This window comes from Streptomyces sp. NPDC048255 (assembly GCF_040652415.1).
Classification (GTDB): Bacteria; Actinomycetota; Actinomycetes; order Streptomycetales; family Streptomycetaceae; genus Streptomyces.
This window is the reverse complement of sequence record NZ_JBEZMA010000044.1, coordinates 1-18,568: the sequence shown is the minus strand read 5'-3', so window position 1 is coordinate 18,568 and position 18,568 is coordinate 1. Positions and strand designations below refer to the sequence as shown.

19 protein-coding genes are annotated in these 18,568 nt (G+C 72.5%); 7 read left to right on the top strand and 12 right to left on the bottom strand.

The window, feature by feature from the left end; all coding sequences use genetic code 11:
• Positions 1-21: 21 nt before the first annotated feature.
• The 9 genes from AB0D94_RS27615 to AB0D94_RS27575 all read right to left on the bottom strand — a co-directional run bounded on the left by AB0D94_RS27615 (position 22) and on the right by AB0D94_RS27575 (position 6,551).
• The gene (locus tag AB0D94_RS27615; protein WP_362056691.1) at positions 22-477 is read right to left on the bottom strand and encodes a Fur family transcriptional regulator; all 456 of its coding nucleotides are present in this window, start codon (positions 475-477) and stop codon (positions 22-24) included.
• 115 nt (positions 478-592) lie between these two features.
• The gene (locus AB0D94_RS27610; RefSeq protein ID WP_266935298.1) at positions 593-1,165 is read right to left on the bottom strand and encodes an FABP family protein; all 573 of its coding nucleotides are present in this window, start codon (positions 1,163-1,165) and stop codon (positions 593-595) included.
• A gap of 606 nt (positions 1,166-1,771) precedes the next feature.
• Entirely contained in the window at positions 1,772-2,035 is a 264-nt protein-coding gene (locus tag AB0D94_RS27605; protein ID WP_266935305.1) for a DUF3099 domain-containing protein, read from the bottom strand.
• Between the two features lie 134 nt (positions 2,036-2,169).
• The gene (locus AB0D94_RS27600) at positions 2,170-2,460 is read right to left on the bottom strand and encodes a DUF1416 domain-containing protein (RefSeq protein WP_031145203.1); all 291 of its coding nucleotides are present in this window, start codon (positions 2,458-2,460) and stop codon (positions 2,170-2,172) included.
• Between the two features lie 62 nt (positions 2,461-2,522).
• Entirely contained in the window at positions 2,523-3,368 is an 846-nt protein-coding gene (locus tag AB0D94_RS27595; RefSeq protein WP_362056687.1) for a sulfurtransferase, read from the bottom strand.
• A 208-nt stretch (positions 3,369-3,576) separates the two neighbouring features.
• Complete coding sequence (locus AB0D94_RS27590; RefSeq protein WP_350206375.1) at positions 3,577-3,660, bottom strand: putative leader peptide; 84 nt, start codon at positions 3,658-3,660, stop codon at positions 3,577-3,579.
• A 161-nt stretch (positions 3,661-3,821) separates the two neighbouring features.
• Positions 3,822-4,538 carry a DUF2993 domain-containing protein gene (locus tag AB0D94_RS27585; RefSeq protein ID WP_362056685.1) on the bottom strand — a complete coding sequence of 239 codons (717 nt, stop codon included), beginning with the start codon at positions 4,536-4,538 and terminating at the stop codon, positions 3,822-3,824.
• A gap of 65 nt (positions 4,539-4,603) precedes the next feature.
• A complete protein-coding gene (locus AB0D94_RS27580) occupies positions 4,604-6,286 on the bottom strand; it encodes a hypothetical protein (RefSeq protein ID WP_362056683.1) in 1,683 nt (560 codons plus the stop codon).
• Between the two features lie 10 nt (positions 6,287-6,296).
• Positions 6,297-6,551, bottom strand: a complete 255-nt coding sequence (locus AB0D94_RS27575) for a MoaD/ThiS family protein (protein WP_031145199.1) — start codon at positions 6,549-6,551, stop codon at positions 6,297-6,299.
• A 456-nt stretch (positions 6,552-7,007) separates the two neighbouring features.
• On the opposite strand from AB0D94_RS27575, the gene AB0D94_RS27570 reads away from it, so the two are divergent.
• The 5 genes from AB0D94_RS27570 (at position 7,008) to AB0D94_RS27550 (ending at position 12,723) form a co-directional block, all read left to right on the top strand.
• Positions 7,008-7,835: a response regulator transcription factor gene (locus AB0D94_RS27570; RefSeq protein WP_362056681.1), complete on the top strand. Its 828-nt coding sequence runs from the start codon at positions 7,008-7,010 to the stop codon at positions 7,833-7,835.
• Positions 7,836-7,859: 24 nt separating this feature from the next.
• Complete coding sequence (locus tag AB0D94_RS27565) at positions 7,860-8,882, top strand: LacI family DNA-binding transcriptional regulator (protein WP_266935316.1); 1,023 nt, start codon at positions 7,860-7,862, stop codon at positions 8,880-8,882.
• A 344-nt stretch (positions 8,883-9,226) separates the two neighbouring features.
• Positions 9,227-10,414 carry a trypsin-like peptidase domain-containing protein gene (locus AB0D94_RS27560; RefSeq protein ID WP_362056678.1) on the top strand — a complete coding sequence of 396 codons (1,188 nt, stop codon included), beginning with the start codon at positions 9,227-9,229 and terminating at the stop codon, positions 10,412-10,414.
• A gap of 138 nt (positions 10,415-10,552) precedes the next feature.
• Positions 10,553-11,287 carry a response regulator transcription factor gene (locus tag AB0D94_RS27555; protein ID WP_362056676.1) on the top strand — a complete coding sequence of 245 codons (735 nt, stop codon included), beginning with the start codon at positions 10,553-10,555 and terminating at the stop codon, positions 11,285-11,287.
• Positions 11,284-12,723: a HAMP domain-containing sensor histidine kinase gene (locus AB0D94_RS27550; protein WP_362056674.1), complete on the top strand. Its 1,440-nt coding sequence runs from the start codon at positions 11,284-11,286 to the stop codon at positions 12,721-12,723. Before AB0D94_RS27555 ends, AB0D94_RS27550 begins: the two co-directional genes overlap by 4 nt.
• On the opposite strand, the gene AB0D94_RS27545 is transcribed toward AB0D94_RS27550, so the two are convergent.
• Positions 12,703-13,584, bottom strand: a complete 882-nt coding sequence (locus tag AB0D94_RS27545; RefSeq protein ID WP_362056672.1) for a phosphatidylinositol-specific phospholipase C — start codon at positions 13,582-13,584, stop codon at positions 12,703-12,705. The genes AB0D94_RS27550 and AB0D94_RS27545 overlap by 21 nt on opposite strands.
• 77 nt (positions 13,585-13,661) lie before the next feature.
• Positions 13,662-14,231 (bottom strand): helix-turn-helix domain-containing protein, encoded by a 570-nt coding sequence (locus AB0D94_RS27540; RefSeq protein WP_362056670.1) that lies wholly within the window; start codon positions 14,229-14,231, stop codon positions 13,662-13,664.
• Between the two features lie 180 nt (positions 14,232-14,411).
• Here AB0D94_RS27540 and AB0D94_RS27535 point away from each other — a divergent pair, with 180 nt between their 5' ends.
• On the top strand, positions 14,412-15,188 hold the full coding sequence (locus AB0D94_RS27535; RefSeq protein ID WP_362056668.1) for an alpha/beta hydrolase: 777 nt from the start codon (positions 14,412-14,414) through the stop codon (positions 15,186-15,188).
• A gap of 78 nt (positions 15,189-15,266) precedes the next feature.
• Here AB0D94_RS27535 and AB0D94_RS27530 read toward each other — a convergent pair whose 3' ends face one another.
• Positions 15,267-17,084 carry a bifunctional metallophosphatase/5'-nucleotidase gene (locus tag AB0D94_RS27530; RefSeq protein WP_362056666.1) on the bottom strand — a complete coding sequence of 606 codons (1,818 nt, stop codon included), beginning with the start codon at positions 17,082-17,084 and terminating at the stop codon, positions 15,267-15,269.
• Between the two features lie 169 nt (positions 17,085-17,253).
• Between AB0D94_RS27530 and mshD the strand changes: the two genes are divergently transcribed.
• Positions 17,254-18,180, top strand: a complete 927-nt coding sequence (gene mshD / locus AB0D94_RS27525) for a mycothiol synthase (protein WP_362056664.1) — start codon at positions 17,254-17,256, stop codon at positions 18,178-18,180.
• Positions 18,181-18,568: the final 388 nt, after the last annotated feature.

Sequence of the window (18,568 nt, the reverse complement as noted above, 5' to 3'; positions counted from 1 at the left end):
GGGACCAAGACTACGACCCGGCTACGCCTGACCGGCACGGTGTTTGGCGGCACATTTCTTGCAGAGTCCGAAGATCGCGAAGTGCTTCATGTCGGTCTCGAAACCGAAGGCGGTACGGAGCTTCGCGGTGAACTCGGCGGCGATGTCCACGTCCGCCTCGATGACGTCGGAGCACTCGCGGCAGACCAGGTGGATGTGGTGGTGCCGGTCGGCGAGGTGGTAGGTGGGGGCGCCGTGCCCGAGGTGGGCGTGCGAGACGAGCCCGAGCTCCTCCAGGAGTTCCAGCGTCCGGTAGACGGTGGAGATGTTCACCCCGGAAGCGGTCTTGCGCACCTGGACGAGGATCTCGTCCGGAGTGGCGTGCTCCAGGGAGTCGACCGCCTCCAGGACAAGCTGGCGCTGCGGAGTCAGCCGGTATCCGCGCTGCCGCAGGTCGGTCTTCCAGTCGGTGCCCTCGGTGCTGTCGGTGCTCACCACCCGGCCAGTGTAAGCGCGCGAAGGGGACCGCGGGCGGGCCCGCGCTCCCCTTCTTGCACAACCTGTGGACGACCGGACGCGCCGGGCGGCCGGATCCGCTGGACCGCCCCGACCGTCAGCGGAAGAAGGCGATGCCGTCGTCCGGCATGTCCGGGAGGTTGCGCGCCATCTCGGCGACCTCCTCGGGCGTGACGACCTTCTTCAGCTGGGCCGACATGTACGGGCGCAGCTCGACGTCCGGGGTGGCCTTCTCGCCGACCCACATCAGATCGCTCTTCACGTAGCCGTAGAGCCGCTTGCCGCCGCTGTACGGGCCGGCGGCCGCGGTGCGGGCGACCGCGTCGGTGACCAGGTCGATCTGGGGCTTCTGGTCGGCGAGCTCGCCGTACCAGACCTCGACGACGCCCTGGTCGCGGACCATGACGATCTCGACCTTGCGGTCCTTGTCGATGCGCCAGTAACCCGACTCGGACTCCAGCGGCCGCACCTTGTTGCCCTCGGCGTCGAGGACCCAGGTGTGGGAGGTGTACTCCAGGAAGTCCCGCCCGTCGTGGGTGAAGACGACCTCCTGGCCGAAGTTGCACTTTTCCTCACCCGGGAAGTCGAAGACGCCCGCGCCCTCCCAGTTGCCGAGGAGGAAGGCGAGGGGGACGAGGCCCGGGTTCAGGTCGGACGGGATCTGGATCATGAATGGCTGCTCAGGCGATCTGTGGGAGGGGTTCCGGGGCGGTCTGCTGGGCCGGAGCTCAGCGCTGACCCTGGTACAGCTTCTTGACGGCCAGGCCGGTGAAGGCCATGACGCCGACGCAGACCAGGACCAGCAGGGAGGTGAAGACTGCCTCAAGCACGGGGTGCTCCTCGGAGGATTCGGTGCGGTGTACGGGCCGGTCCCCAAGCCTACTGGCCCGGAGACCGGCCCACTCTGTGAGGTCGGCCGTACCCGTCGTACCGGGAGGATCAGCCCAGCAGCTGGTGCTGGAGGATCACCGCCTGGTGCAGGGGCACGGAGGCCACCTCGCCCTTGCGGGTCTGGAGGATCACCGCCTGCACGTCACCGGACTGGATGCATCCTGCCTTGGTCTGCTCGTCGCCGACCGGGGCGGATCCCGTCCGGGTTGCCCTTGGCGAAGGGCAGAGCAGCGCCGGGGGGGCAGGGTGGGCTCGGCCAGGGCCGGGTAGACCCCGCGCCCGTCGTCCTTGGTGGACAGGCCCGGTATCTGGGGGTGGACAGGCCCGGTATCTGGGTGCGCTCGGGCTGGGCGATCCCGTACGCGACCCCCGCCCTCACGGCGTCTCAGTCCTCGTGACGCCGCTTTCCGTCCAGTTCGTCCCACCACTCGTCGGACTTCGGATCGCCCGAGGGGTCGTCCCACCAGCGGTCTTCCGGCCCGCGCCGGTTGGCGACCACCGCGGCGACCGGCGGGATGACCATGGCGACCACGCACAGGGCCACGGCCGCCTCCACCGAGAACAGCCGCACGAAGGACCAGGCGGAGACGAAGAGGAACAGGCATCCGCCCATGAGCAGGAAGTAGACGCGTCGGCGCCGGGCGTACATGCCTCCAGCGTAGGCCCGGCGCAGGCGCGCACAAGGTACGCGGACGGCACGAAGGGCCGCACCCCGTTCCAGTGGCGTCCAACCCCCGGGGGTGCGGCCCTTCGGCCGGTCGATCAGTGCGCGAGCACGGTCGGTCAGACCGCGATCGCCACGTCCGTCACGCCGCCGGCCTCGGCGACGACGACGCTGCGGTCCGCCGTGGCGCCCGGGACGAGCGCCCGCAGCGTCCAGGAGCCGGTGGCGGCGTAGAAGCGGAACTGGCCGGTGGCCGAGGTCGGGACCTCGGCGGTGAACTCGCCGGTCGAGTCCAGCAGGCGGACGTAGCCGGACACCGGCTCGCCCCCCTTGGTGATCTGACCCTGGATCGCGGTCTCACCGGGCTTCAGCGTCGCGAGGTCGGGCCCGCCGATCTGTGCTCCACACATGTTCTCTGTCCTGTCCTAGAGAGGTCGTACTGGCTACTACGGGCCCTGCGTGCCCGGCAGGGTTACTTGTTGGGGCCGAGCTCGATCGGCACGCCGACCAGCGAGCCGTACTCGGTCCACGAACCGTCGTAGTTCTTGACGTTCTCCTGGCCCAGGAGCTCGTGCAGGACGAACCACGTGAGCGCGGAACGCTCACCGATGCGGCAGTAGGCGATGGTGTCCTTCGCCAGGTCGACCTGCTCGGCCTCGTAGAGGGCGGTCAGCTCTTCGTCCGACTTGAAGGTGCCGTCGTCGTTGGCGTTCTTCGACCACGGGATGTTGCGGGCGCTCGGCACGTGGCCGGGGCGCTGCGACTGCTCCTGCGGAAGGTGCGCCGGGGCGAGCAGCTTGCCGGAGAACTCGTCGGGCGAGCGCACGTCGACCAGGTTCAGGGAGCCGATCGCGGCCACGACGTCGTCGCGGAAGGCGCGGATCGACTTGTCCTGGGGCTTGGCCTTGTACTGGGTGGCCGGGCGGTTCGGGACGTCCTTGCCGTCGACCAGGTCGCGGGAGTCGAGCTCCCACTTCTTGCGGCCGCCGTCGAGGAGCTTGACGTCCTGGTGGCCGTAGAGCTTGAAGTACCAGTAGGCGTAGGACGCGAACCAGTTGTTGTTGCCGCCGTAGAGGACGACGGTGTCGTCGTTGGAGATGCCCTTGGCGGAGAGGAGCTTCTCGAAGCCCTCCTGGTCCACGAAGTCGCGGCGGACCGGGTCCTGGAGGTCGCTCTTCCAGTCGATCCGGACGGCGTTGGTGATGTGGTTCTTGTCGTAGGCGGACGTGTCCTCGTCCACCTCGACGACGACGACGTTCGCGTCGTTCAGGTGGGCCTCGACCCAGTCGGCGTCTACGAGGACGTCGCTGCGGCTCATGGTGTTCTCCTCCGGGGCAGTGTGCGGCGGGGCTGTACTGGTGCGGCTGCGGACCTGCCGGTCGTGAGACCTGCTGGCTGCGGGTGCTGCTTGCGTGCGTCCGGGTGCGCTCGAGGGTCCTGCGCGGGGAGGCGGCAGGGGATCAGGAGGCAGGTGCGGTCACGCGGGAAGTGCTGTCGTCCGGCTGGTGGAGCGGATCGCTCACAGGTCACATGGATCGACAGAGCATGGCGGCGACGCGACACAGGTCTACTGCCCGCCGCTTCGTGAGGTCCGCCTGCTGATGCTTCATAGGCATGGATCGTAGGGACGAATCAGCCGCCCTGTCACCGGTGTGTCATATTCCGAGACAGGATCGTCCGGATACTGGGATACGAGCGCCCCGGGCGGCCGCCGCGCCGCCTCCGGGACCCCCTGTCCGGCCCATCCATCTGCGGATCGGACCGCACCGTCTCACGATCCGGCCAGCACCACGTTCGAGCCGCCCAGCGTGAGGTGCACACCGGCCTCGTCCGAGGTCAGCGAGGTCAGCTGGAGCCCGGCCGGCAGGCCGTCGTCCAGCCGGCGGTCGAAGTCGGTCTTCTTGCGGATCAGCTTCTCGACGGCGGGAACGCCGCCGCCCGGCACCTCGTCGGCGCGCACCCGGACCACCTTGCCGCCCTTGCCGGCCTCGGCGTCCACGAGGCTGATGGTCGACACCACGCTGTGCGTCAGGGACTTGCCGAGGACGTCGACGGTCGCGGTGACCTTCACCTTGCCCGGCGCCCCGCCGTAGGTGAGGGTCGCGCCGGTCTGCGAGGCCGCCGTCAGGTCCGCGTACGTGATGAGCGCGCCGCCCTCGGCGCGCGCGGCGGTACCGCCGGCGTAGTCGTCGTTCAGCTTCACGTCGTGGAAGCGCGCGTCGAGCTCCGTGAGCCGCGTCTTGCGGCCGTCCGCCGTGGCGTCGACGCCCTTGAGCCTGAGGTCGACCCGCTCCAGGTCGTGGCTGAGCGCCTGGGTCAGGAAGGGGAAGCCGTGGATGTCCACCTCGGTGCTCCCGGCCAGGCCCTGCCGGGCCTGTATCCGGTCGGCCAGCCGGTTCTCGGCATAGCCGACCGCCCAGCGGTCCACACCCGCGAGCAGCGCCCCGAGCACCACTGCGACGATCACCACGACACGCAGGAAACGCACGTGTCCACCCCCCTACTAGTCGGTACGTGCGTTCTAGTTGACCATGACCGGCCGTCGGACGGCCGTCAGCCCACCACCCGGCCGATCAGGTACACGGCGGGCGCGGCCGCCGCCAGCGGCAGCGCGACACCGGCCGTCATGTGGACGAACTTCGACGGGTAGTCGTACGCCGCCACGCGCAGCCCGATCAGCGCGCACACGCCCGCGACCAGGCCGAGCAGCGCCCCGCCGCCCGCCCCGACGGTCAGCCCGCCGACCGCGATGCCGGCGCCCGCGGCCGAGGCCAGCGAGACGCCCACCGAGGGCGCGGCGGGCAGGGGCAGGGCCCGGGCGAAGACGGCCGCGGCGACGGCCGCGCCGCCGACGGTGACGGCCTGGGAACCGGCGGCCAGGTAGCCCGCGCAGACGATGGCGAGGGCGGCCGAGGCCACCGAGGCCATCAGCCCGTACATCCGTTCGTCCGGATCGGCGTGGCTGCGCAGTTGGAGGACCAGCGTGAGCAGCACCCAGGCGCCGAGGGTGCCGATGATCGCGCCGGGGCCGTACACGGGCTCCACCGCGAGCACGGCCGCGTCGGCGACGAGGGCTCCGAGGAAGGCGAGGGCGATGCCCTGGCGGGCCGGCCACATGCCGTTGAGGCGGAACCAGCCGGCCGCGGTGAGCCCCTGGAGGGCGATCAGCGGCACGAGCAGGGCGAACTCCCCGAGGGCGGCGGCCACGGCCAGCAGCACGCCGAGGGCGGCGGTCAGTATGGCCGACTGCGGGCCCGGGTCGATGATCGGCGACAGGCCCTCGGCGCGGGCCTGGGCGGGATCGACGGCGCGGATGGTGTTGCCCGCGAGGGTGGGCGGCGACCAGCCGGGCTCCTCACCGGGCGCCGGGGGCTGCCCGGCGCCCGGCTCGGCGCCCACGGCCGCGGGACGGGCCTCGGGACCGGCCTCGGGACCGGGGTACGGCGGCAGGTACGCGGTCTCCTCGGCCGAAGCCGAAGCCGGGGCCGGAGTCGGAGCCGCTGCCTGGGCTTGGGCCTGGGCCGGTACGGGGGCCGCCGGCTGGGGCGGCAGGTACGCGGTCTGCTCGGCCGCGGCGTAGTCCGGCCAGGGCGCACCGCCCTGGGACCAGTCCTGGACGGGTGCCGGAGCCGGAGCCGGGGCCTGGACCTCGTCGCGGAACCAGCCGTCCGGAGCCGCGACGCCCTGCTGCTGCCCCGGACCCGGGTACGGCGGCAGGTACGCGGTTTCTTCGGCCGGAGCCGGGGCGGGGGCTGCCTGCTCCTGGTAGGGCGGCAGGTACGCGGTCTCCTCGGCCGGAGCCGGGGCGGGGGCCGGGGCCGCGTGCTCCTGGTACGGCGGCAGGTAGGCCGTCTCGGCCGCCTGGGACCAGTCCTGGACCGGAGCCGGAGCCGGGGCCTGGACCTCGTCGCGGAACCAGCCGTCCGGAGCCGCGACGCCCTGCTGCTGTCCCGGACCCGGGTACGGCGGCAAGTAGGCGGTCTCCTCGGCCGGAGCCGGAGCGGGGGCCGGAGCAGGCGAGGGAGCCGGGGCCTCGTCCCGGAACCAGCCCTCGGGCGCCACAGGCTGCCCGGGCACCGCGCCCAGCGGCGGGTGCACCGGCTGGTACCCGGTCTCCCAGGTGTCGGCCTGCCAGGTCTGGGTCCCGTACGGGTCCTCCTGGGGCTGCTGCGGGTGCTGCCCGTGCTGCTGCTGGTACTGCTGTTGCTGTTGCTGCTGTTCCTCAGGCGTGCTCATCGGTTTCCGCTCACCCGCCCGCGAACGGCGGGAGCACCTCGACGGTGCCCCCCTCGGTCAGCTGGACGGCATCGTGCGGGCGCTTGCCCACGGGCTCGTCGTTCACGAGGAAGGAGCAGCGCAGCAGGACCCGGGTCAGCTCCCCGGGGTGGCGTTCCCGCACGGCGTCGAGCGCCTCGGCCAGTGTCCGCGCCGAGTACGGCTCCTCCGCCGTCTTGGCCGCGGCCTTGGCCGCCGCCCAGTAGCGGATGGTTCCGGTTGCCACTGCAGCTCCTATCGTCGGCTCTCTACCGTCGGCCTCCATGATGACCCCTCCCCGCCGCCGCCCCGGCGTGCCACCGCGCGCCCCCGGTGCGCCCACCCGGTCCAGGCGGGGTCCACCCATACGGTGAAACCAGGGCATACGGTGGTCGTGGGCGTGGCACGAACCACAGAAGAGGACCCTCCGCAGACCTCGGCCCCGAACGGACCGGTGGGCTATTCTGCTGGCGAGAGGATCCGGGCAACGTTGCCCCCGGGTCCTTTTGTGCTTTCAGCACGTTGAACGACCCGAGAACAGTGGCAGCCGTCCGGACCTCAGGGCGCGGGGACCGCACGGACGCCAGACGAGACGCACCACGTACGAAGCAGCACGTCCTCGACGGGACCGAGGAGGAACCGACGTGATGGACCAGCGAACCGTGCTCGACCGGCCGACCGGAACAGGGCGGGGTGGTCGGGCATGAGCTCACTCCTGCTGCTGACCAACGCCCTGCAGCCGTCCACCGAGGTGCTTCCGGCACTCGGCCTGCTGCTGCACAACGTCCGGGTGGCGCCCGCCGAGGGTCCGGCCCTCGTGGACACCCCGGGCGCCGACGTCATCCTCGTGGACGGCCGCCGCGACCTGCCGCAGGTGCGGTCGCTGTGCCAGCTGCTGCGCTCCACCGGGCCGGGCTGCCCGCTGATCCTCGTCGTCACCGAGGGCGGCCTCGCGGCCGTCACCGCCGACTGGGGCATCGACGACGTCCTCCTCGACACCGCGGGCCCCGCCGAGGTCGAGGCCCGGCTGCGGCTGGCCACCGGCCGTCAGCAGCTCGGTTCCGACGACTCCCCGATGGAGATCCGCAACGGCGACCTCTCGGTGGACGAGGCCACGTACTCCGCCAAGCTCAAGGGGCGGGTGCTGGACCTCACCTTCAAGGAGTTCGAGCTGCTCAAGTACCTCGCGCAGCACCCCGGCCGGGTCTTCACCCGCGCCCAGCTGCTCCAGGAGGTCTGGGGCTACGACTACTTCGGCGGCACCCGGACGGTGGACGTCCACGTACGGCGGCTGCGGGCCAAGCTCGGCCCGGAGCACGAGTCGCTGATCGGCACGGTCCGCAACGTCGGATACCGCTTCGTCACGCCGGAGAAGGTCGAGCGGGCGGCGGCCGAGGCGGCCGCACAGGCGGCGGCGAAGGCGGCGGCCCAGGCGGCCGCGCAGACCGGTGCGCAGAGCGGCGCGGCCGTCACCCGGACGGCGGAAGACCCCGTGAGCATCCACTCCGCAGGACGCCCTGCCCAGAGGTAGGTCACCCCGCGTAGACTGCCGCGCGTGGCCAAGGTGACGCGGGATGACGTGGCGCGACTTGCGGGTACCTCTACCGCCGTCGTGAGCTACGTCATCAACAACGGACCCCGGCCGGTTGCCCCGGCCACGCGCGAGCGTGTCCTCGCCGCGATCAAGGAACTGGGCTACCGCCCGGACCGGGTCGCCCAGGCGATGGCGTCGCGGCGCACCGACCTCATAGGCATGATCGTCCCGGACGCCCGGCAGCCGTTCTTCGCGGAGATGGCGCACGCGGTCGAACAGGCCGCCGCCGAGCGCGGAAAGATGGTGCTGGTCGGGAACTCCGACTACCGGGACGAGCGCGAGGTCCACTACCTGCGGGCCTTCCTCGGCATGCGGGTCTCCGGCCTGATCCTGGTCAGCCAGGGCATGAGCGAACGCGCCGCCTCGGAGATCGAGGCCTGGGACGCGCGGGTCGTGCTGCTGCACGAGCGGCCCGAGGCCATCGACGACGTCGCCGTGGTCACGGACGACATCGGCGGCGCCCAGCTCGCCACCCGCCACCTGCTGGAGCACGGGCACGAGTACGTGGCCTGCCTCGGCGGCGTGGAGACCACCCCGGAGGTCGGCGACCCCGTCGCCGACCACGTCGAGGGCTGGCGCCGGGCGATGCTGGAATCCGGCCGCTCGATCGAGGGGCGGCTCTTCCAGGCCCCGTACAACCGCTACGACGCCTACCGCGTGGCCCTGGACGTCCTGTCCGGCCCCGACCGGCCGCCGGCCATCTTCTGCGCCACCGACGACCAGGCGATCGGCCTGCTGCGCGCGGCGCGCGAGCTGCGGATCGACGTGCCCGGGGAACTGGCCGTGGCCGGCTTCGACGACGTCAAGGAGGCGGCCCTCACGGACCCGCCCCTCACCACCATCGCCTCGGACCGCCCGGCGATGGCCCGCGCGGCGGTGGACCTCGTCCTGGACGACGGCCTCCGCGTGGCCGGCTCCCGCCGCGAACGCCTGAAGCAGTTCCCCTCGGCGCTGGTGATCCGGCGCTCCTGCGGCTGCCGCTAGCCTCCGGCGGTCAGCAGAACCCGGCTCCGGCCCGGCCCGCCCGCCGGGCTCCGCCCCGCGCCCCCCCCCGGCTGCGGCCCGGCTCCCCGGGGCTCCGCCCCGCACCCCGTACGGCGCTCCGCGCCGCGCCTCAAACGCCGGCGGGGCTGGAATTGCCCCCGGCGTTTGAGGCGCGGGGTCCGGGGCAGCGCCCCGGCAACGGCGCCGCAGGGCACGCCCAAGCGGAGCCGCGGCAGCGGGACCGCACCTGACACCCCGGCGCTTATATCCGGCATACGCGGTTCTGTCGGGCTTCTCAGGCCGGACTCAGGAAGCTCTCATCATCCGCGGCCAGAGTCATAGCCATGACCGACAGCTTCCGCCGCGAAGGCGAGTACCCGCAGGAGAGCCCGACCCGGCACGCGCCCTTCGGCGAGGACTGGCAGCGGGGCCGTGACCGGCTGGCGCAGGACGCCGGGACCGGGGCGTACCCGCCGCCGCCCTCGTACCCGCCCGCCGCGCCGGGCTGGCACGAGGCGCACCAGCCGCCGGTCATCCGCGGCGAGACGGTCCCCGACACCGGCCCCGCCGGCCCCGCCACCTCCGGCCCCGCCCACGCCGCCACCCCCGCCCCCCGCGCCAGGCGGCCCGTCGCGCTGCTGGCCGCGGTGGCCCTCGCGGCGGCAGTGGTCGGCGGTGGCACCGCGGCCGCGGTCCAGCAGCTGATGGGCCCCCAGCAGGGCACCGGCGGCGGCGTCAACGGCACGAACGTCTCGCAGTCCAGCACCGGCACCGTCTCCGGCGTTGCCGAACAGGTCAGCCCCTCCGTGGTCCGCATCGACACCGGCACGGCGTCCGGCCAGGGCACCGGTTCCGGCATCGTCCTGACCGCCGACGGCGAGATCGCCACCAACAACCACGTCGTCAGCGGCGCCACCCAGATCCAGGTGACGACGAGCGACGGCAAGAAGTACTCCGCCAAGATCGTCGGCACCGACCCCGACAAGGACCTGGCCCTGATCAAGCTCCAGGACGCCTCCGGCCTCAAGCCCGCCGAGCTCGGCGACTCCGGCAGCCTCAAGGTCGGCGAGCAGGTCGTCGCCATCGGCTCCCCCGACCGCCTCACCGGCACGGTGACCAGCGGCATCGTCTCCGCGCTGGAGCGCGAGGTGAACGTACCGAAGTCGGAGCAGCAGTCGCCCCAGCGCCAGCAGCAGGGCGGCGGCTGGCCGTTCTCGTACGGCGGTCAGCAGTTCAACGGGAACACCGGCTCGGACACGACCTCGTACAAGGCCATCCAGACGGACGCCTCCCTCAACCCCGGCAACTCCGGCGGCGCCCTCGTCAACATGAACGGCGAGATCGTGGGCATGCCCTCGGCGATCTACTCCCCCTCCAGCAGCGGCGCCGCCGCGGGCAGCGTCGGCCTGGGCTTCGCCATCCCGGTCAACACCATCAAGGCCGACCTGGACTCCCTGCGCAAGGGCGGCCCCGGCGGCGCCGGGACCGAAGGCGGCGGCTCCGGCAACAACGGCCTGAGCACCACGTACTAAGTCCGGCGGCCGTCCCCGCCGGCCCGGCGGCGCCCGCGTGCGACGCTGGGGAGGAGCTCCGCGGGAGGCCTCCCGCGGCTCCGCCGGACACGGACCGGACGACCACGAGACGACCACGACCACCCTGGGGGAGCACCCATGAATCCCGCCGAAGGCGACCAGCAGCGCGTCCTCGTCGTCGACGACGAGCCGGCCGTGCGCGAGGCCCTGCGCCGCAGCCTCGCCTTCGAGGGGTACGCCGTGCAGACCGCCGTCGACGGGCTCGACGCCCTCGACAAGGCAGCCTCGTACGCACCGGGCCTGATCGTCCTGGACATCCAGATGCCGCGCATGGACGGCCTGACGGCGGCCCGCAGGCTGCGCGCCGCCGGGAGCGTCACGCCGATCCTGATGCTGACCGCCCGCGACACCGTCGGCGACCGCGTCACCGGCCTCGACGCGGGCGCCGACGACTACCTGGTCAAGCCGTTCGAGCTGGACGAGCTCTTCGCGCGCGTCCGCGCCCTGCTGCGCCGCAGCTCCTACGCCGCCCCGCAGGCCGGCGCCGAGGGCCCCGAGGACGCCCTGACCTTCGGCGACCTGCGCATGGACCTGGCGACCCGCGAGGTCACCCGGGCGGGGCGGCTGGTGGAGCTGACCCGGACCGAGTTCACCCTGCTGGAGATGTTCCTCGCGCACCCGCGCCAGGTCCTCACCCGCGAGCAGATCCTCAAGACCGTGTGGGGCTTCGACTTCGAGCCCAGTTCCAACTCCCTGGACGTGTACGTGATGTACCTGCGCCGCAAGACCGAGGCGGGCGGCGAACCCCGCCTCGTGCACACCGTGCGCGGGGTGGGCTACGTCCTGAGGGCCGGCGAGAGCGGGCCCGAGTGAGCCCGGTCGCCCGGTTCCGCGCGCTGCCGCTGCGTTCCCGGCTCGCGCTGCTGGTCACGGTGGCGGTGGCCCTCGCGGTGGCCGCCGTGGCGGCGGTGTCCTGGGTGATGGTCCGCACCCAACTGCGCGACCAGTTGGACAGCTCCCTGCGCGCCACCAACGCGGAGGCGCAGGCCAACCAGGTGGTCCGGTCGATCGGCTGCGTCGCGGTCTCCGGCAACGCCCTGCCGGAGCGGCCCGCGAACAACCTCAGCGCCCAGGTGCAGATCGTCCTGCCGGACGGCGGCCACTGCTGGGTCGACGGCCGCAGCACCCTGCGCATCAGCGACACCGACCTGGAGGTCGCCCAGCGGCGGCGCGGCGCCGCCCTCTACGACGCGACCACCTCCGAGGGGGTCGCGGTGCGGGTCTACACCCAGCCCGCCCTGCTGGAAGGACGGGCCGCCGCGCTGTCGGTGGCCAAGCCGCTCGCCGACATCGACAAGCCGCTGTCCACGCTGGCCTGGGTACTGCTCCTGGTCTGCGGCATCGGCATCGTCGGCGCGGGCGCGGCCGGCCTGTGGGTGGCCCGGACCGGGCTGCGGCCGGTCGACGAACTCACCGGCGCCGTCGAGCACATCGCCCGCACCGAGGACCTCACCGTCCGCATCCCCGACGAGGGCGACGACGAGATCGCCCGCCTGTCGCGGTCCTTCAACTCCATGACCGCCGCGCTCGCCTCCTCCCAGGAACGGCAGGCCCAGCTCATCGCGGACGCCGGGCACGAGCTGCGCACCCCGCTGACCTCGCTCCGTACGAACATCGAGCTGCTGGCGCGCAGCGAGGACACCGGCCGGGCCATTCCGCCCGAGGACCGCAAGGAGCTGCTGGCCTCGGTGAAGGCGCAGATGACGGAGCTCGCCGCGCTGATCGGGGACCTCCAGGAGCTGTCCCGGCCGGACGCGGTGTCCCCCGGTCCGCTCCAGGTGGTGGCCCTGCACGAGATCGCCGGCGCCGCGCTGTCGCGGGCCCGGCTGCGCGGTCCGGAGCTCCGCTTCCGCTCGGACCTGGAGCCCTGGTACGTACGCGGCGAGGCGGCCGCGCTGGAGCGGGCGGTGGTCAACGTCCTGGACAACGCGGTCAAGTTCAGCCCGCCGGGCGGCGAGGTCGCGGTGACGCTGCGGGCGGGCGAACTGACCGTACGGGACCACGGGCCGGGCATCCCGGCCGAGGACCTGCCGCACGTCTTCGAGCGGTTCTGGCGCTCCCCGTCGGCCCGCGCCCTGCCCGGCAGCGGGCTGGGGCTGTCGATCGTGGCCCGTACGGCTGCCCGTACGGGCGGCAGCGCCGAGCTGCGGGCGGCGGCCGACGGCGGCCCGGGCACGGAGGCGTTGCTCCGCATCCCGGGGGCGCCGACCCCGCCGCCGGCCGGCCCGTCAGTTGTGCCGGATCAGTGAGGCGACCAGTCCGGAGCGGGTGTTCGGGAAGTCCATCGGGACGATGCCGAGCCCGGTCCGGCCGGCCATTTCCCCGCCGTCGACGAAACCGTGCACCTGCGGGTTGAGGCGGTCGGAGTTCCAGCGCGGCGGCATGTAGGCCGCGGTGCTCGTGTAGTTCACGAAGAGCTTGCCGGGCTGCTGGACGGCCTTGCGGAAGTGGTTCTCGATCCTGCCGCGCTTGGCGAAGGGCTCGGCGTTCCAGTCGTCCTGGATGTCGAAGACGTTGCTGTCGCCGTAGCGCAGGCCGGGCAGGCCGCCGTTGTCGGCGAGCAGGACCACCTTGCCGCGGGCCTGCCCGAGGGAGGGCAGGGTGTCGGCGATCCGGAACAGCGATCGCCAGCCCCGGTTGTCGAGGTAGTCGTCGAAGACGGCGCGGAAGGTCGCGTCGCTGTCGGTGGAGTACTCCTGCTTGAGCCGCATCAGGACGGTCTCGGAGGGCCGTGCGGTGAGGAAGTTCCGGCAGGCGACGAGCACGTCGCCGAACATCAGGTTCTGGTAGAAGGAGCCGTGGTGGATCGCGAACGATCCGCCCGTCACCCGGCAGCGGACGTCCAGGAAGCGGATCCCGGAGTCCAGCTGTTCGGCGATCGAGGTGTTCTGGCAGGCCACGTAGAGCCCGCCGTGGCGGGCGCCCGCGTCGTGGGTGCCGGGGATGGTCATCCGCTGGAGGGCGGTGGAGTCGGCCAGGCCAGCCATCCAGTCCTGGGTGCCGAGCGTGCGGGCGGCGGCCGGGGCCGCTCCGGCCAGTCCGACGGCGGCCGTGGCCGCCAGTGCCCCCGCCCCGGTGAGGAATGCCCGCCGGTCCAGTGCCATGCCCATGCCCGCCCCTTTGCCGACCCAGTGGTGGGACCGGATTATGGCGTGCGGAACCAGCCTTTACTACCCGTCGGTAAGGCCTACTTCTCCAGCAACTCGGCGATGGCGCGCAGCCCTTGGGCGATTTCCCGCCCGTCCGGCGCGTGCTCCGGGTCGGTCAGGCACTGCACCATCACCCCGGCCAGCAGGGCGATGTGCACCGACCCGAGGGACCGTACGTCCTCCTCGGCGACGGCCTCCTCGGACACCCCGCGCAGCTGCGCCGCAGCCATCCGCCGGGACCCGCGCTGACCCTCGGCCAGGATCGCGAGCAGTTCGGGCGAGGACTGGGCGTGCACGAAGGCCTCGACGGAGGCGGTCCACAGCCAGCGCGTCTCGCCGAAGTCCTGGATCTTGCGGTCCCACATGTCGGCGTAGCGCGCCTCGGCGCTGTCGCCCTGCCCGGCGAGGCGCCCGGCCCCGGCGGCCCACTCGTCCATGGCGGCGAACAGGGCCTGGTTCAGCAGGGCCTCGCGGGAGCCGAAGTGGTAGCCGATCGCGGCCATGCTCACCGATGCCGCGGAGGCGATGTCGCGCACGGTCGTGCGCAGGTACCCCTTCTCCTCCAGGCAGCGGCGCGCCCCGGCCAGCAGGTCCTCACGATTTCCCATGCCGGGATCGTATCCGCGTCATCCCTTTTGGGCGCTCGCCCAAGACAAACGTATTGCGCGCTTGCCCAAATCCTGGCAGGCTTCCCCACGAAGGCAGACCGGCGGACCGGCAGACAGGCGGACCGGGGAGCCCCGGAGGCCCTCGAAGCCGGACCACACGACACGGGGAGACGAAGAACCATGCGCCACGAGCTGAAGATCGACGACCGCACCCTGTCCTACGTGGACTTCGGCGGCCCCGGCCGCCCGCTGCTCGCCCTCCACGGCGGTCTCTCCGAAGGCGCCCACTACGCCGACCTGGCCGCCTCCCTCGGCGACGCGTGGCGGGTCATCGCCCCCGACCAGCGCGGCCACGGCGACTCCGACCGCACCACCGAGTACAGCCGCGAGGGCTACGTCTCCGACGCCGTCGCCCTGCTGGAGCACCTCGGCCTCACCGGCCCGCTGCCCGTCCTCGGCTTCTCCCTCGGCGGGATCAACGCCTACCACCTGGCCGCCACCCGGCCCGACCTGGTCTCCGCGATGATCAACGTCGACTCCCCGGTGGAGCGCGCCGAGGGCCCGAGCCCCTTCGAATTCCTCCGCCGCCTGCCCTACACCGCGCCCACCCGCGAGCAGCTCGTCGCCGCCTGCGGCCCCTGGGGCGAGTCGGTCGCACCCGCCCTGCGCCCGCTCCCCGACGGCAGCGGGTGGCGGCTGCCGTTCCACCCCCAGGACACCCTGGACACCATCGCCGAGTTCCGCGCCTCCCAGTGGGACGTCTGGACCGCGAGCCGCTGCCCGGCCCTGCTGATCCACGGCAGGCGCAGCCAGGCGCTCCCGCAGGAGCAGGCCGACGCGATGGTCTCCCGGCGGCCCGGGACCTCGTACACCGGTCTCGACACCGAGCACTTCGTCCCCTTCCAGGACCCGAAGGGCTTCACCGAGGCCGTGGCCGCCTTCCTCGCGACCCTCTAGGAACGCCGGTCCCGGGAACGCCGGAGGGGCGGCGGGCCACAGGGCCCGCCGCCCCTCCGGGCGCGCTGTGCGCGGGTGTTACTTGATGACGGTGATCCGGTTCGCCGCCGGCGGCGCGATCGGCGCCTGCTCCGAGGAGTTGTTCGTCAGGTAGGCGTTGAAGCAGTCCAGGTCGGACGCGCCCACCAGCTTGTTCTTGTGCTCCTTCAGGACGGTGAAGCCGTCGCCGCCGCCCGCGAGGAACTCGTTCATCGCGACCCGGTAGGTCTTGGCGGGGTCGATCGCCGCGCCGTTCAGCTTCACCGAGTCCACGACGATGCGGTCCGCGCCCGTCTTCGTCATGTCCAGGGTGTACGTGAAGCCCTTCGACACCTGGAGGATCTTCGGGCTCGTCCCGTTGACCGGCCCGCTGACCTGCTGCTGGAGCGCGGTGATCAGCTGCGCGCCGGTCAGGTCCACGATGTTCATCATGTTGGTGAACGGCTGGACCGTGAAGGACTCGCCGTACGTCACCACGCCGTCGCCCTCGCCACCCGAGGCCTTGTACGCGAGGTCCGAACGGATGCCGCCCGGGTTCATGACGGCCAGCTGCGCGCCACCCTTGTCGGCCGGGGCCAGCGCCTCCAGCTGCGCGTCGGCGATCAGGTCACCGAGCGGCTTCTCCGGCGCGTCCGAGCCGCGGCCCGGGATGTCGGCCGAGATGAAGCCCTGCGGACGGTTGGCGATCGGGGCGGCGAGGGCGTTCCAGCGCTGGATCAGCTCGGTCATGTCCGGGGCCTTGGGCTGGTCCCGGGTGACGACCTTGTTGACCGGCTTCGGCGAGGCGACCGGCGTACGGACGATGTCCTTGGTCTGCCGGTCGTAGGTCAGCGTGGTGTCCGTGTACAGGCGGCCGATGGAGGCGGCCGAGGTGACCGTACGCGGGTTGCCCGCCGGGTCGGGGATGTTGCAGGCGTACGCCTGGTGCGTGTGGCCCGTCACCAGCGCGTCGACCTTGGCGTCCACGTTCTTGGCGATGTCCACGATGGCACCGGAGATGCCCGCGCCCGCACCGGGGACGTCGCAGTCGTAGTTGTACGCGCCGCTCGCGGGCAGACCGCCCTCGTGGATCAGCGCGACGATCGACTTCACGCCCTGCTTGTTCAGCTCGGCGGCGTACTTGTTGATCGTCTCGATCTCGTCGCCGAACTTCAGGCCCTTGACGCCCTCGGCCGTCACGACGTCCGGCGTGCCCTCCAGGGTGACGCCGATGAAGCCGATCTTCACGTCCCCCTTCTTCCAGACGAAGGTGGGCGACATCAGCGGACGCTTGGTCTTCTCGTCCGTCACGTTCGCGGCGAGGTACTGGAACTCGGAGCCCGTGAACTCCTTGCCGGGCTCGAAGCAGCCCTCGACCGGGTGGCAGCCGCCGTACGCCATGCGGCGCAGCTCGGCCCGGCCCTCGTCGAACTCGTGGTTGCCGACGCTGGAGACGTCCAGGTCCAGCTTGTTCAGCGCCTCGATGCTCGGCTCGTCGTGGAAGAGCCCGGACAGCATCGGGCTGCCGCCGATCATGTCACCGGCGGCGGCGGTGACGGAGTACTCGTGGCCCTTGCGGGCCTCGCGCAGGCTGGTCGCGAGGTACTCGACCCCGCCCGCGGGTATGGCCTTGGTGGTGCCGTCTGCCTGACGCTCGGTCACGTTGCCGGAGGAGCCCTGCGGGGGCTCGAGCGTGCCGTGGAAGTCGTTGATCGACAGCATCTGCACATCGACGGTGCGGCTCTTGCCCGCACCGCCACCACTCGCGGCCCCGGCCGGCAGTGCGGCGGCGACCATCGCCCCGGCCCCGGCCGTGGCGGCGATGGCAGTGAGGGTCAACCGGCGGACTCGGCGGTGCCGTTGTGGCGTCGCTGACATTTAATCCCCTTTGTGGACAGCGATACAGCTTGGGAGGTCCGCCGAAGCCTATGGTCAACGCGCGTAGCACGACAGGGGGTATCGGGTATCGAGGTGGTTACGCACAGAAGACGGACCGACGCCCGGTCCGCACTCCACGGCGCGCCCGTCGCGGTCGTAGGCTCGTGTCATGACTGACGCAGCAGCGGCCCTGGAGCCGGGACGGCAGATTGAGACCCTCGAGGAACTGACGGAGGAGCAGGCCGACGCCGTACTCGCCCTGATCGAGGACGCGGCGCGTACCGACGGCACCACCGCCGTGTCCGAACAGGGCCGGCTCCAGCTGCGCGGCGGCCCGCGCGAGGGCATCCGGCACTTCCTGCTCACCGTCGGCGGCCGGCTCGTCGGATACGGACAACTGGAGGACACCGACCCGGTGGAGGCCCCCGCCGCCGAGCTCCTCGTCCACCCCGCGCTGCGCGGGCGCGGCCACGGGCGGGCGCTGGGCACGGCCCTGCTGGCCGCCTCCGGCAAGCGGATCCGGGTGTGGGCCCACGGCGGCAAGTCGGCCGCCCGGCACCTTGCGCAGGTGCTCGGCCTGACCCTCTTCCGCGAGCTGCGGCAGCTGCGCCGCCCGCTGTCCGGGGGTGACCCGCTGCCCGAGCCGGTGCTCCCGCCGGGGGTGACCGTACGGACCTTCGTACCCGGCGCCGACGACGCGGCCTGGCTCGCGGCGAACGCGGCCGCCTTCGCCCACCACCCCGAGCAGGGGGCGCTGACGCAGCGGGACCTGAACGACCGGATCGCGCAGCCCTGGTTCGACTCCAAGGGCTTCTTCCTCGCCGAGCGGGAGGGCGAGATCATCGGCTTCCACTGGACCAAGGTCCACGCGGAGCAGCGGCTCGGCGAGGTCTACGTGGTCGGCGTCCGCCCCGGCGCCCAGGGGGGCGGCCTCGGCAAGGCCCTCACCGCGATCGGCCTGCGCCACCTGGCCGCGCAGGGCCTGCCCACCGCGATGCTCTACGTGGACGCCGACAACCCGGCGGCCCTCGCCGTCTACGCGGGCCTCGGCTTCACCACCCACGAGGTCGACCTGATGTACCGCACGGAAAGCTGACCCTTCCCCTGCCGGGGGCCGCTTCCCTGGGCGGGGCCGGTCCCCTGGCGGGGCCGGTCCCCTGGCGGGGCCGGTCCCCTGGCGGGGCCGGTCCCCTGGCGGGGCCGGTCCCCTGGCGGGGCCGGTCCCCTGGCGGGGCCTGCTCGGGGTTGGCCTGTCCCCGGCGGCCCGTTCCCCTGGCAGGGCCGGTTCCCTGGCAGGGCCTGCTCGGGGTTTACCTGTCCCTGGCGGGGCCTGGTCGGCTGCGCCAGGCCTCGACGTTGTGCGGTTCGGCTTTGCCGGGGCCTGGTCGGTGGGGTCGGTCCGCGGTGCCCCTCCGGGCTGTCTCCTCGGCTCGCGCACTGAGCCCCCGCTACGCAAGTGGGACCCAGGTTGCGCGCTCGTCCTG